The organism is Pseudomonas fluorescens (assembly GCF_902497785.1).
GTDB classification, from domain to species: Bacteria; Pseudomonadota; Gammaproteobacteria; order Pseudomonadales; family Pseudomonadaceae; genus Aquipseudomonas; species Aquipseudomonas fluorescens_BO.
Map to the genome: position 1 here is coordinate 39,307 of NZ_CABVHK010000011.1, position 12,614 is coordinate 51,920.

The 12,614-nt window shown below is 60.1% G+C and carries 13 protein-coding genes; 4 read left to right on the forward strand and 9 right to left on the reverse strand.

Going from position 1 to position 12,614, the window contains the following annotated elements:
• The first annotated feature begins 41 nt into the window (after positions 1 to 41).
• Complete coding sequence (locus tag F8N62_RS17365) at positions 42 to 998, forward strand: threonine dehydratase (RefSeq protein ID WP_150711818.1); 957 nt, start codon at positions 42 to 44, stop codon at positions 996 to 998.
• 15 nt (positions 999 to 1,013) lie between these two features.
• On the opposite strand, the gene F8N62_RS17370 is transcribed toward F8N62_RS17365, so the two are convergent.
• On the reverse strand, positions 1,014 to 1,931 hold the full coding sequence (locus F8N62_RS17370; protein ID WP_150711819.1) for a LysR substrate-binding domain-containing protein: 918 nt from the start codon (positions 1,929 to 1,931) through the stop codon (positions 1,014 to 1,016).
• A 371-nt stretch (positions 1,932 to 2,302) separates the two neighbouring features.
• On the opposite strand from F8N62_RS17370, the gene F8N62_RS17375 reads away from it, so the two are divergent.
• On the forward strand, positions 2,303 to 3,508 hold the full coding sequence (locus tag F8N62_RS17375; RefSeq protein ID WP_150711820.1) for an epoxide hydrolase family protein: 1,206 nt from the start codon (positions 2,303 to 2,305) through the stop codon (positions 3,506 to 3,508).
• 195 nt (positions 3,509 to 3,703) lie between these two features.
• Entirely contained in the window at positions 3,704 to 4,162 is a 459-nt protein-coding gene (locus F8N62_RS17380) for a MarR family winged helix-turn-helix transcriptional regulator (RefSeq protein WP_150711821.1), read from the forward strand.
• A gap of 200 nt (positions 4,163 to 4,362) precedes the next feature.
• Here the strand turns inward: F8N62_RS17380 and F8N62_RS17385 are convergent, their stop codons facing one another.
• The 7 genes from F8N62_RS17385 to F8N62_RS17415 form a co-directional block, all read right to left on the reverse strand.
• Entirely contained in the window at positions 4,363 to 4,959 is a 597-nt protein-coding gene (locus tag F8N62_RS17385; RefSeq protein WP_150711822.1) for a cytochrome c3 family protein, read from the reverse strand.
• A 9-nt stretch (positions 4,960 to 4,968) separates the two neighbouring features.
• On the reverse strand, positions 4,969 to 5,454 hold the full coding sequence (locus tag F8N62_RS17390; RefSeq protein WP_150711823.1) for a nitrate reductase cytochrome c-type subunit: 486 nt from the start codon (positions 5,452 to 5,454) through the stop codon (positions 4,969 to 4,971).
• Between the two features lie 11 nt (positions 5,455 to 5,465).
• Positions 5,466 to 7,970, reverse strand: a complete 2,505-nt coding sequence (gene napA / locus F8N62_RS17395; protein WP_150711824.1) for a nitrate reductase catalytic subunit NapA — start codon at positions 7,968 to 7,970, stop codon at positions 5,466 to 5,468.
• A complete protein-coding gene (locus F8N62_RS17400) occupies positions 7,967 to 8,227 on the reverse strand; it encodes a chaperone NapD (protein ID WP_150711825.1) in 261 nt (86 codons plus the stop codon). The genes napA and F8N62_RS17400 overlap by 4 nt, the downstream gene beginning before the upstream one ends.
• A 33-nt stretch (positions 8,228 to 8,260) precedes the next feature.
• Positions 8,261 to 8,428 carry a periplasmic nitrate reductase, NapE protein gene (gene napE / locus F8N62_RS17405; protein ID WP_150711826.1) on the reverse strand — a complete coding sequence of 56 codons (168 nt, stop codon included), beginning with the start codon at positions 8,426 to 8,428 and terminating at the stop codon, positions 8,261 to 8,263.
• Positions 8,429 to 8,536: 108 nt separating this feature from the next.
• Complete coding sequence (locus F8N62_RS17410; protein WP_150711827.1) at positions 8,537 to 9,352, reverse strand: DUF1206 domain-containing protein; 816 nt, start codon at positions 9,350 to 9,352, stop codon at positions 8,537 to 8,539.
• Positions 9,353 to 9,645: 293 nt separating this feature from the next.
• A complete protein-coding gene (locus F8N62_RS17415) occupies positions 9,646 to 10,089 on the reverse strand; it encodes a phage infection protein (RefSeq protein WP_150711828.1) in 444 nt (147 codons plus the stop codon).
• Between the two features lie 272 nt (positions 10,090 to 10,361).
• On the opposite strand from F8N62_RS17415, the gene F8N62_RS17420 reads away from it, so the two are divergent.
• Positions 10,362 to 10,742, forward strand: coding sequence for a response regulator transcription factor (locus F8N62_RS17420; RefSeq protein ID WP_150711829.1), 381 nt, complete (start codon positions 10,362 to 10,364; stop codon positions 10,740 to 10,742).
• 61 nt (positions 10,743 to 10,803) lie between these two features.
• On the opposite strand, the gene F8N62_RS17425 is transcribed toward F8N62_RS17420, so the two are convergent.
• Positions 10,804 to 12,381, reverse strand: a complete 1,578-nt coding sequence (locus tag F8N62_RS17425) for a winged helix-turn-helix domain-containing tetratricopeptide repeat protein (RefSeq protein WP_150711830.1) — start codon at positions 12,379 to 12,381, stop codon at positions 10,804 to 10,806.
• Positions 12,382 to 12,614: the final 233 nt, after the last annotated feature.

Sequence of the window (12,614 nt, forward strand, 5' to 3'; positions counted from 1 at the left end):
CGTGCGAGGTTAGAGTAGGTCAAACCTCTGGGAGACGACTCATGCACCGAATTACCCGCGACGATATCGAACAAGCTGCGCGCCACGTGTATCAAGTCATGCCGGCCACCGCCCAGTACGCCTGGCCATTGCTGGCCGAGCGGTTGGGCTGCACGGTGTGGGTCAAGCACGAAAATCACACGCCGACCGGTGCGTTCAAAGTGCGCGGCGGCATCACCTTCATGCACTGGCTCAAACGCGAGCATCCGAACGTGACGGGCATTGTCAGCGCGACCCGCGGCAATCACGGCCAGAGCCTGGCGCTGGCGGCCCGTGCTGCGGGTTTGCGCGCATTGATCGTCGTGCCGGTCGGTAACTCGGTTGAAAAGAACAATGCGATGCGCGGCTTCGGCGGCGAAGTGGTCGAGTGTGGTCGTGATTTCGATGAGGCCCGCGAGGAGGCCGCACGCTTGGCGGACCTGCACAAGCTGTTTTTGGTGCCGCCATTCCACAGCGAGCTGGTCAAGGGCGTGGCCACCTATGCCCTGGAGCTGTTCAACGCGGCGCCGGACCTCGATACCGTCTATGTACCCATCGGCTGCGGATCGGGCATTTGTGGCGTGATTGCCGCTCGTGACGCCTTGGGCCTGAAGACCCAAGTGGTGGGCGTGGTTTCCACTGAAGCGGCGGCGGCCAAGCTGTCGTTCGAAGCCGGAACCCTCTGCGAAACCGCCTCGGCGAATACCTTTGCCGACGGCCTGGCCGTGCGCAAACCGATTGCCGATGCGTTTGCCATTTACGGGGCAGCGGCGACGCGGATCGTTTCCGTCAGCGACGACGAAATTGCCGAAGCCATGCGCGTGTATTACACCGATACCCACAATCTGGCAGAAGGGGCCGGGGCTGCGGCGCTGGCCGCACTCATGCAGGAGCGGGCAGGGATGGAAGGCAGGAAAGTCGGGGTGATTCTGTCCGGCGGGAATGTTGACCGGGCGGTGTACGCGAACGTCATTGGCTGAGAACCCCGGACCTGATCAGGCCTTGGCCCGGTGACGCAAACGCGAGTAAGAAATCAGCATGCTGGTCAGTTCTTGTGCCACTCGGGAGAAGGGCGACACACGCCGGCTGATCAGGCACACCTCACCCGACGCCAATGGCTCCCGGAGCGCAAGGCTGACCAGCGACGATGAAAACAACTTCATGTCGACAAGCATGCCGGGCTCAAGGGTCAGGTAATCGGTTTCGGCGACGATGTGCAGGCTTTCCAGCAGCGATTCGGTGGTGATCGCGATCTTCGGCGGCGCAAGACCCTGGGCATTGAACAGCTCGGTCAGATGATCCTCCGCGCTGCCGGTGGTCCCCGCCGGCCGCACGCTGATCCACTGGCAATCGGTCAGCTCGTGCACGGAGCGAGCATTCGCCAAGGGATGGCCCTTGCGCGCAATGACGCTGTTTTTCGAGCTGAAAAGCCGCTCGATGTGCAAGTCGATATCACAGTCATCAGGGCTCACGGGACACATCACGAAGTCGAGGTGGCCGGCGCGAATCATCTCGATCAGCCTGTTCGTCCTGCCACTGGCGACATGAAGTCGCACGTTGGGAAAACGTCCGGTAAAACTGCTGAAGACTGGCATCAGGCACGCAGCCAGTGGCTCGGCGGTGACACCCAATGCGATCTGCCCTTCGGCCATCCCGTTCGATTGCCGTGCGTCCAGAACAGCGCGATCGCAATCGAGCATGATCGAGCGCGCCCGGCTCAGGAACACCTTGCCGGCCAGGGTCAGGCTGATCCCCTGGTTGGAGCGCATCAACAGGGTGACCCCCAGTTCTCTTTCCAGGCTCTGCACCGAGTCAGTCAACGTGCTTTGGGCCGCGTCCAGTGCGCGTGCCGCCGAACGAAAGCTGCCCCTGTCGACCACCGAGCAAAAGGCCCGGAGCTGGGTCAGCTTCATGAAGCAGTGATCCAGTTGTTGCCGTTGTGGCCATGGGCAGTGTGAGCGGCAGAAAAGGTCAGGGTGTGGCGGTGTGGGGTGCTCATGACTGGATTTCCTGAGGGTCTATTATCGCGATCGATTAGATCGCATGCGATGTATAAATAATCAGCCATTGGCTTACGGATGTCAAAAGCAATGTGCCTGCGTGACGACGAGCGGCGCAGCAGGGTGTGCGGATAACCCGGACATGATCGGTTTTTCCGTTCTTATCGGCGCCTTGTTCACGCTTATAAAATCAGTCCTGTCAGATAGTTACGTCACATAGTTGTATCTGATTCCTTATAAAACCCGAACTCACGGTGACCCGTTTGTTCACCCAGGACTGACGCATGACTAGCCCTTCAACAAAAACAACGATCGCTTCCACCGAGATACGTCCTTTCCAATTCAGCGCTTCGGAGACAGAACTGTCAGAGTTGCGCCGACGCATCCAGGCCACCCGATGGCCGGACCGGCAAACCGTCGATGACTCATCCCAAGGGGTACAACTGGCAACGATTCAGAAGCTGGCCGAGCACTGGGCGACTACCTATGACTGGCGCGTTATCGAAGCCAAAATAAACGCAGTGCCAAACTTCATCACCGAGATTGATGGCCTGGATATCCATTTCATTCACGTGCGCTCAAAACACGAGAACGCGTTGCCGCTGCTGATGGCGCACGGCTGGCCCGGGTCGGTGATCGAGTTGATGAAAGTCATCGGGCCACTCACCGATCCCACGGCGCACGGCGGCAGTGCCAGCGAGGCGTTCAGCCTGGTGATTCCATCGATGCCCGGTTACGGCTTCTCGGAGAAACCGACCGCCGCCGGCTGGAATCCCGAGCGCATCGCCGATGCTTACATCGAGTTGATGCAACGTCTCGGCTACACCCGGTATGGGGCGCAGGGCGGTGACTGGGGGTCGATTGTGGTCGATCTGATGGGGGTGAAAGCGCCGCCTGGCCTGATCGGTCTTCATACCAACATGGCCGGCGTTATCCCGCCTGACATCGATGCCGCCTTGTTTCGCGGCGAGCCGGTACCTACGGGGCTTTGCGAAGAGGAGCAGCGCGCCGCTGAACAACTCGCCTTCACCTACAAGCACATCGGCTACGCAATCATGATGGGCGACAGGCCTCAATCGCTGACCGGCCTCAGCGATTCGCCGGTGGGTCTGGCGGCGTTCATGCTCGATCACGATCCGAAAAGCTACGAGATGATCGCGCGTTCAATTGACGGACAACCGGAAGGCCTCACGCCCGATGACGTCCTCGACAACATCACCCTGTTCTGGCTGACCAACACGGCGATTTCCTCGGCCCGGCTCTATTACGAGAACCGGTCGACGTTCTTTGCGGTCAAGGGCGTCAACATCCCGGTCGCGGTCAGTGTGTTTCCGGATGAACTGTACGAGGCGCCGAAAAGCTGGTCGGAACAGGCCTATCCGCAACTGGTGCATTACAACCGGGTGGCCAAAGGCGGCCACTTTGCGGCGTGGGAGCAGCCGGCGCTTTTCTCCCGGGAAGTGCGCGACGGGTTCAAATCGCTGCGGTAAGTGACGAGCCAGCGGCATCGAAGGCCTGATTGCCGTTGGGTAGAGCAGAAAGGCCCGGTCCGGATCATTCATCGTCACGGGTGAAAATGATCCGGACCGCGCGACCGGAGGGCAGGGTGAGCACTTCCGATACCATCGCATGCGATGTATAGTCGGGCCATGCAGTCCCCCCGTCTTTGGCCACAGAGAATGCTCATGAAATCCCCTGAAAAGACCGCCACCCTCGATCTCAAACTGTCCGACTTCCTGTGTTTCGCGGTGTATTCCTCCAACCTTGCTTTCGGCAAGGCTTACAAGCCCATGCTCGAACGGCTTGGCCTGACCTATACCCAATACATCACCCTGGTGGCGTTGTGGGAGGAAGACAACCAGACCGTCGGCAGCCTCGGCGAAAAGCTGTTTCTTGAATCCAACACCCTCACGCCGATCCTGAAGAAGCTGGAAGCCATGGGGTATCTGCTGCGCCGGCGCGACCCGGAAGATGAACGCCAAGTGCGTATCAGCCTGACAAAAGAGGGGCGCAAACTGCGTGAAGGCCTCTCGGAAGACGGCTTCCCGCAAACCGGCCTTAACCCTGACGACTTCGTGCAGATGCAGCAGGCCATCGTGAAACTGCGTGACAACCTGATCCGCACGACCAAAGACCGGGACTGACAAGTTTTGCTCACTCAGTAGATCTTCGGTCGGGCGATAAATCTGTGGCGAGGGAGCTTGCTCCCGCTCGGCTGCGCAGCAGTCGCCAATCGGACAATTCGATTAATTTAGCCGGACGCTGGGCCGCTCGGGACCCAACGTGGTGCGACGTTTCGCTGAATCCCCTCGCCACAGAGATCTGCTGAAATATAAGGGACTGACTACCAGCCTTTCACCCCGCTCATATCGGGCAGTTTGTGTGCGATGCCTTTGTGGCAGTCGATGCAGGTGGCCTCGCCCTTGGCCAGCGACGTCGAGTGCATGGCCGACGCACGCTTGCTCTGGCGGGTGAAGTCCATGAACTCGAAGTTGTGGCAGTTGCGGCATTCGCGAGAGTCGTTGGCTTTGAGCCTGGCCCACTCGTGTTCGGCCAGTTCGCGGCGCAGGGTGAGGAACTTGTCGCGGGTGTCGATGGTGCCGAAAATCTTGCCCCACACCTCTTTTGAAGCCTGCATCTTGCGCGCGATCTTGTGGGTCCATTCGTGGGGCACGTGGCAGTCAGGGCAACTGGCGCGCACGCCGGAACGGTTGGTGTAGTGGATCGTGTCCTTGAGTTCGACGAACACGTTGTCACGCATTTCATGGCAGGAAATGCAGAACTTCTCGGTGTTGCTCAACTCGAGCGCGGTGTTGAAACCGCCCCAGAAAATGATCCCGGCGATAAAGCCCCCCAGCGTCAGGAAACCTAGGCTGTAGTAGAGGCTCGGCCGGCGCAGAATGCCCCAATAGTCCTTGAGCATGGCGAACAATGCTTTCATGTTGCCTCCTCAGGGTTTCTGCGCAGCGTTGGCGTCTTCTTGGAGTATTTTGTCGATGTTCTCGAAGTTATTGCCCACCAGTGGCAGCACGTCGGTTTGCGGCACGTGGCACTGGTTGCAGAAGTAGCGCCGTGGTGACACCGCCGCCAGGGCCTGGCCGTCGCGGTCCATGTAGTGCGTGATGCTGACCATCGGCGCCTGCGTCCGTGCGCTGGCGGCCCGGCTGTGACAGGACAGGCACTTGTTGCCGTTCATATCGATCTGATAACCGCGAATGGTGTGGGGGATGGTGGGCGGCTGGTCCGGGTAATTGCGTTCGCGTTTGAGGTCTTTGTTTTCTTCATTGGCGATGGGCGGAGCCGGCGAGTTCTGGGTCAGGGTACCGCCGGGCCGACGCCCGTCCGGCGCGGGCGCATCGAGCGGGTAGTTGATCTCGGCAGCGATCACCACGCCCATCACAGCGAGCAGGAGCAACGGCAGGATTCGAAAAGGCATGACGGTTCTCCTCAGGCCACGCTGACCAACTCGATTCGGATCGCGCATTTTTTGTAGTCGGTCTGCTTGGAGATCGGGTCGGTGGCATCGAGCGTGACTTTGTTGATCAGCTTGTTGGCATCGAAGAACGGCACGAACACCAGCCCTTGAGGCGGTTTGTTGCGGCCGCGGGTTTCGATGCGCGCACGGATTTCACCGCGTCGGCTGATCAATTTCACTTCACTGCCGCGCCGCGCCTTCAGCGCTCTGGCGTCCTCGGGGTGCATGTAGACCAGCGCGTCGGGCACCGCTTTGTACAGCTCCTCGACCCGCTGGGTCATGGTGCCGGTGTGCCAGTGTTCGAGCACGCGTCCGGTGCTCAGCCAGAACGGGTAGTCGGCGTCTGGCGCCTCGGCCGGCGGTTCGTAGGGGAGGGCGAAGATGATCGCTTTCTTGTCCGGGTAGCCGTAAAACTGCACTCCGCTGCCTTTCTCCACGTAAGGGTCGAGACCCTCGCGGTAACGCCAGCGGGTTTCCTGGCCGTCGACCACCGGCCAGCGCAGCCCGCGTTCGCTGTGGTAGCGGTCGAACGCGGCAAGGTCATGCCCGTGGCCGCGACCGAACTGGGCGTACTCCTCGAAAAGGCCTTTCTGCAGGTAAAAACCAAAAGCCTTGGCTTCATCGTTTTTGTAGCCGGCTTCCAATTGCTCGACGGGGAACTGGTCGACCTGGCCATTCTTGAACAGCACGTCGAACAGGGTCTTGCCCTTGAGCTCGGGAGACTTGGCGAGTAAATCGGCTGGCCAGACTTCATCGGTGGTGAAGCGTTTGGAAAACTCCACCAGTTGCCACAGGTCCGATTTGGCGTCGCCCGGCGCACTCACCAACTGATGCCAGAATTGCGTACGCCGTTCGGCGTTGCCAAACGCGCCTTCTTTCTCCACCCACATCGCGCTGGGCAGGATCAGGTCGGCGGCCTGGGCGGAAACGGTCGGATAGACATCCGAGACAATCACGAAGTTGTCCGGGTTACGCCAGCCGGGCAGCACTTCCTGCATGATGTTCGGCCCGGCGTGCATGTTGTTGCTGGCCTGGGTCCAGTAGACATTGAGTACGCTGTCCTTGAGCATCCGGCTTTGTTCCACCGCGTGGAAACCGGGCTTCTCCTGGATGGTGCCGGCGGGAAGCTTCCAGATTTTCTCCGCCGTGGCGCGGTGTTTGGGGTTGGTCACGACCAGGTCGGCGGGCAACCGATGGGAGAAGGTTCCCACCTCGCGGGCGGTGCCGCAGGCCGATGGCTGGCCGGTCAACGAAAAGGGGCTGTTGCCCGGCTCGCTGATTTTGCCAGTGAGCAGGTGGATGTTGTAGATCAGGTTGTTGGCCCAGACGCCGCGGGTGTGCTGGTTGAAACCCATGGTCCAGAACGACACGACCTTGCGCTTGGGGTCGGCATACAACTCAGCCAGGTTCTTCAGCCGTTCGGCCGGAACACCGGTTTCCTTGGCGGTTCGCTCCAGGGTGTAGGGTTTGACGAAGGCTGCGTATTGCTCGAAGGAAATATCCGTCCAGGTATTGGCCTTGCCGGCATTTTTCGCCTTCATTTCCCGTGGATCGTCCGGGCGCAAACCGTACCCGATGTCGTCAGCGCCTTGGGCAAATCGCGTGTGCCGGGTGACAAAATCCTGGTTCACCGCGCCGCTTTCGATGATGTGATTGGCAATGTAATTGAGGATCAACAGGTCGGTTTGCGGTTTGAACACCATGGGAATGTCGGCCAGCTCGAAGCTGCGGTGTTCAAACGTCGACAGCACCGCCACCTTCACATGAGGCTGGCTCAGGCGCCGGTCAGTGACCCGGCTCCAGAGCACCGGGTGCATCTCGGCCATGTTCGAGCCCCAGAGCACGAAGGCATCGGTGGCTTCGATGTCGTCGTAGCAACCCATCGGCTCATCCATGCCAAAGGTGCGCATGAATCCCATGACCGCCGAGGCCATGCAATGCCGGGCGTTGGGGTCGATGTTGTTGCTGCGAAAGCCGGCCTTCATCAGCTTGTTGGCGGCGTAACCTTCCCACACGGTCCATTGCCCGGAACCGAACATGCCGACCGATCCGGGCCCTTTGCTGTTCAAGGCGGCCTTGAATTTCGTCTCCATGATGTCGAAGGCCTGCTCCCAACTGATCGGCTGGAATTCACCCTGCTTGTCGTATTGGCCATTGGTCATGCGCAACAGCGGCTGGGTCAGGCGATCGACGCCGTACATGATCTTCGACAGGAAATAGCCCTTCACGCAGTTCAAGCCGCGATTGACCTCGGCCTTGACGTCGCCATGGGTGGCGACCACGCGGTTTTCCTTGGTGGCGACCATTACGCTGCAACCGGTCCCGCAGAAGCGGCAGGGTGCCTTGTTCCAGTCCAGCGTGACCATGTCGGCTTCGGTCACCAGGTTACTGGCGGAGGTCACGATCGGCAGGCCCGCAGCGGCGGCGGCAATGGCGGCGGCCTGGGCCTTGACGAATGTTCGGCGGGACATGCTCATTCGCTATCTCCTTCGGGTTCGAGGAGCTCGTGGTAGACCAACGCGGCGTTGAGCACGCCCGGCAGGTTGTTGATCTGTTCGATGCGTTGCAGGATCTGGCTTTCGTGCGCGGCCTCAATCACCACCACCAGTTTTCCCGCAGGGCTTTGCTGGTGCAGTTCCAGGCCATCCAGCAGAAGCAGATTGGCTTTGACCGCGTCGAAGTATTCAGGTCGGGCAAGTACGAGCAGGCTGGCGATATGCAGGGCGTCGTCCATGTGCTGACTCCAACAGACTTTATGAAAATGCTATTAGTTGGGTGGTCCCGGTGGGCCGTACAACATTTGAAAAAACCAGACGATAAAGCCGTAGCCGCCGACGATGAACACCGACAGCAGCGGAAAGAGGCAGACGACCAGAAAGACGAACAGCCGGGTTTCCTTGCGGCGTTCGGGTGTGCGTTCTTCAACGAGTGGCATTGAGCAATCTCCCGCCTGACTTGCACTCAGCCTAGATCACTAAGTTTTCGCCTGTGCGTTGAAGCGGGCTTTTAACGACCGACGGCCGGACTGCTTCGAATCGAGCCTTTACGCGGGCGCTACTCCGGGCACATCCATGTTGATCTTGCGCCAGACTGCTTCGGCGAAACTGTAGACCGAGAAAGCAATCAGCCCGAAGGCCATCACCATCAATATCACCGCGCCCGCCGGCAGATTCTGCAACGCGTCCAGCGCTTCCTTCATACCTGGCGGGTCCATCGCCTTGTACTTCGAACCGCTGACCATCAGCAGCACCGCGATCTCGATAAACACCACCCCTCGGGCGATCAGGCCAAACCGCGACACCGGACGCACATAGCGCATCACGTCTTCGTCCGCTTCAAAGTATTTTTCGAACGTGGCCTTCCAGCCTTTGATGAGGTGGGCAATGCCGACGCCGAGGGGGATCAGGGCGATGAGGTAGACCAACAGATTCGAGTGCTCCCAGGACAGCAGATGAGCCAGCAGATCTTTGGTTTGATTGCCTCCGGAATCACCCGACGTTTTCAGGCCGCTGATGAGCAGGCCTAGCGCAAAAAAGGCCAGCGCGCCGTTGATCACGCCGCCCGCCAGCAAACCTGCCCGAATTATCAGACCCTTGAAGTGCGTGCCGTGATGATCGACGTCACGCGTCGCTTGCAGCACGCGCCAGCCGGCGAAGGCGAGCAGGCCGATCACCACCAGTGCCACCAGCACATAGCCGAAGGGCTGGCTGAGCAGTACCTCCAGGCTTTTGTGGCTGTCTTTGGTTTTGGTCGAGTCGTGGGCGGCCAACAAGGCGAAAATGCCGATGATCAGGTAGATAACGCCTCGGGCGGCGTAACCACCACGGGCGAGGGCGACCAGGCTTTGATGAGCGGACATGGGTCTGATTCCAGAAGGGTAATAAAGGAACAGACCTGTGGCGCGGAGTGGGGTTCGATAAAGGTCGTAATCGCGTTCATTTAAGACAGATTCCATGCGAGCAAGGATCTGTGGTGAGGGGATTTATCCCCGTCGGGCCGCGAAGCGGCCCCAGCGTCCATTCAGGCTGATCGAGACTCACGACTGCTTTGCAGCCGAACGGGGATAAATCCCCTCGCCACAATGTGATTGCGCCCGCTTAAGTGAACAGCATTACGATAAAGGTCGGGGTTTGTCGGGAAAGGGGAGTCGTGTCAGTCCATGGAAAAGTGGGCGTTAATGTTCATTCCGGAACCGTACACATTGCCGACATCGGCAACGCGCCGTTCAATCAACCGATCCGACCCACCCTCGGCAACACGGCGCTCAATCAGGCGATCCGATCCACCCTCGGCAACGCGGCGTTCAATCAACCGATCCGATCCACCCTCGGCAACGCGGCGTTCGATCAGGCGATCCGATCCACCTTCGGCAACGCGCCGCTCAATCAACCGATCCGATCCGCCTTCGGCAATACGAGTCGGTGCCGACCGGGCTCGATACTGCTGCACCGGTGGGGACATTTCATCAGGCGCGTTGTTTTCACGGCCGGCCACTGCATCAGGTTCAGCGTGAACGTCAGTGGCAACGGCGTGAGTGGCAATAAAGCCAGTCGCGGCGAGAAAAGCAATGGCCAGACCCAGGTCGGCAGTTTTCATATATTCACCCTTGTTGATCGGACAGGCTCGGTTCATAAAGCGCTAATCCAATAATAAGGGCGTGAATTTTCAGGTCACTTATGCCTTGGGCTGCTCCGCCGCTATCTTCGTATAAGTCGATCATCCGTTGGTATAGCCGTCATGCGCGGCGGCACGCGGATTCAAGGGAGCACGCCTATACGTATGTATGTTGTTGCCCCTGTGTACGAGTGGGAATCTTGAAGTAAGCGGAGCGTTGGCAATCAGCTCCCACAACTTCAAGGGTGAGCGCGTTGCTGAACACTCCAATCATTTCGATCGTCGATGACGACGACACCGTCCGTGTTTCCCTGGATAGCCTGGTTAGGTCAATGGGCTATGCGGCCCGGACTTACTCGTGTGCCGAAGAGTATCTGGCGTGTTATGCGCTGGATTTAACCGCGTGCCTGATTTCCGATATCCGCATGCCTGGCATGAGCGGCCTGCAACTCTTTGAAGAGCTGCAAGCGCGTGCGATGGGCTTCCCGGTGATCTTCATCACTGCAAGCCTCGACGAGACCCCCGAACTCAAGGCGCGGGAAATGGGGGCGGTGGGTTACTTCAAAAAGCCCTTCAAGGGTGAGCAACTCATGCAGCAGGTGCGTGACGTTCTCAACATCCAGACAGCCGGATAGTGTCGGGATGAGTTTTTCAACACAGGTTCGCCTACCTCACTGCGCAGTTGCCCACTCACGCTTACTCCGGCAATCCCGCCAGCCGCAGGCCCTCGGCGAACCGCGCAAAATCTTCGGTTCGCTGGATCGGCAGCCAGTCCTTGAGGTTGCAGATGCGCAACGACGGATCCAGCGCATGCAGGCGTTGCATCGCCTGATGCGCCTTGTCCATTCGTCCGCAATACGCATGGCTGGCCGCAACAAGGGCAATCGGCGGCAGCAGGCTGGGTACGTTGCCCAGGACTTTTTCGGCCCAGTCGGTTGCGATGTCGAAACGTCCGGCGAAGAAATGCGCGAGCGCCATGCCGATCTGCATCCTGAACATTTCCGGGTCCAGCGGACTCAAGCGAACGGCATGGGTCAGGTCTTTGATGGCATCGTCGGTTTCCCCGCGCAGTGCGCGCAGGATGCCGCCCAGGTACCAGGCGGGGGCGAGGTTGGGGTTAAGCAGGCGCGCCCGATCCAGCAGCGCGATGGCACCATCGACCTCGCCGGCCAAATGCGCCAGCGCATGACCGCCGCGCGTCAGCGCGACCGCGTCATCCCGGCCCAGCGACACCGCCAGGCGCGCCAGTCGCGCACCTTCGGCGATCTCAGCGTTGCGGTCCGTCATCCAGCCGTTCAACTTGCGCCAGAAATGGCACCACGCGGCCATGCCATAGGCCGAGGCAAACTCCGGATCCAGCTCAATGGCGGTGTAGAACAGCGGCAACGCTTCTTCGATGGCTTCACGGGTGCCGCTGTGCAGTTTTGCCATGCCGCGCAAGTAGTAATCGTAAGCGTCCAGGCTGCCCGTCGGTTTGCGTTTGGCGCGTTCGATCTCCGCGCGTTCGAGTTGCGGCGCGATGGCGCCCACCACACTCTCGGCGACTTGGTCCTGCAACTCGAAGAGATCGTTCAGCTCGCCTTCAAAGCGTTCTGCCCAGAGGTGCGTCCCGGTGGTCGCGTCAATCAGCTGCCCGGTGATGCGCACCTTGTTTCCCGACTTGCGCACACTGCCTTCCAGCACGTAGCGCACGCCGAGTGTCTGGCCAACGCCCATGACGTCCACCGCGCGGCCTTTGTAGGTGAAGCTCGAATTGCGTGCGATGACGAACAGCCAGCGGATGCGCGACAGGGCGGCAATGATGTCCTCGACCACGCCGTCGGCAAAATATTCCTGCTCCGGATCGCCGCTCAAATTGTGGAACGGCAACACGGTAATCGACGGTTTGTCCGGCAGCAGCAGCGGGGCGGGCGGCGGTTCCTTCGCCTGCGGCGGGTCGCCGGCATCCATCGCTTCAGAGGGCAGTGTGGTGGTGATCTCCCCGACGAAGCGGTAACCCTTGCGCGCCACCGTGCGGATCAGGCGCTGTTCCTCGCCGGTATCGCCGAGTGCCTTGCGCACGGCATTCATGTGGCTGGCGATCGTCGACTCCGAGACGATCCTGCCGCTCCACACGGCCTCCAGCAGCTCGTCTTTACTGACCACGCGCTCACCGTGGCTGACGAGCAGCAGCAACAGGTCGAAGACTTGCGGCCCGACGGCCACGACTTGCCCACGCCAGCTCAGTTCACGGCGCTCCTGATCGAGCACGTAGTCTTCAAACACGAAGGGCAAAGTGAGCGTCCCCTGGTCGTGGGCTCTCGACTCCGTGTCCGAGCGGGCGGTTGGTACGTGGTGTCGATAATACGGCAGCCCGTAAAACCCTGCACCGTCCAGCGACGGTCTCGTCGCCCGGCGAAGGCTTTGGACGCAAATCCAAGGGGGCCTGAAGGCAAATCCAAGGCCGGCGCAAGGACTCCACGCGGGGGTGCAGGCACTCTTTGCCTGCACCGACGGCAATGCTTGCC

What these genes read in the sequence shown, in the direction of transcription:
- F8N62_RS17410 (WP_150711827.1), bottom strand. Translation starts at nt 9,352, where the DNA reads ATGTCCGCTCATCAAAGCCTGGTCGCCCTCGCCCGTGGTGGTTACGCC.
- F8N62_RS17415 (WP_150711828.1), bottom strand. Translation starts at nt 10,089, where the DNA reads ATGAAAACTGCCGACCTGGGTCTGGCCATTGCTTTTCTCGCCGCGACT.
- napA (WP_150711824.1), bottom strand. Translation starts at nt 7,970, where the DNA reads ATGAGCATGTCCCGCCGAACATTCGTCAAGGCCCAGGCCGCCGCCATT.
- F8N62_RS17375 (WP_150711820.1), top strand. Translation starts at nt 2,303, where the DNA reads ATGACTAGCCCTTCAACAAAAACAACGATCGCTTCCACCGAGATACGT.
- F8N62_RS17390 (WP_150711823.1), bottom strand. Translation starts at nt 5,454, where the DNA reads ATGCCTTTTCGAATCCTGCCGTTGCTCCTGCTCGCTGTGATGGGCGTG.
- F8N62_RS17400 (WP_150711825.1), bottom strand. Translation starts at nt 8,227, where the DNA reads ATGGACGACGCCCTGCATATCGCCAGCCTGCTCGTACTTGCCCGACCT.
- F8N62_RS17380 (WP_150711821.1), top strand. Translation starts at nt 3,704, where the DNA reads ATGAAATCCCCTGAAAAGACCGCCACCCTCGATCTCAAACTGTCCGAC.
- F8N62_RS17385 (WP_150711822.1), bottom strand. Translation starts at nt 4,959, where the DNA reads ATGAAAGCATTGTTCGCCATGCTCAAGGACTATTGGGGCATTCTGCGC.
- napE (WP_150711826.1), bottom strand. Translation starts at nt 8,428, where the DNA reads ATGCCACTCGTTGAAGAACGCACACCCGAACGCCGCAAGGAAACCCGG.
- F8N62_RS17365 (WP_150711818.1), top strand. Translation starts at nt 42, where the DNA reads ATGCACCGAATTACCCGCGACGATATCGAACAAGCTGCGCGCCACGTG.
- F8N62_RS17370 (WP_150711819.1), bottom strand. Translation starts at nt 1,931, where the DNA reads ATGAAGCTGACCCAGCTCCGGGCCTTTTGCTCGGTGGTCGACAGGGGC.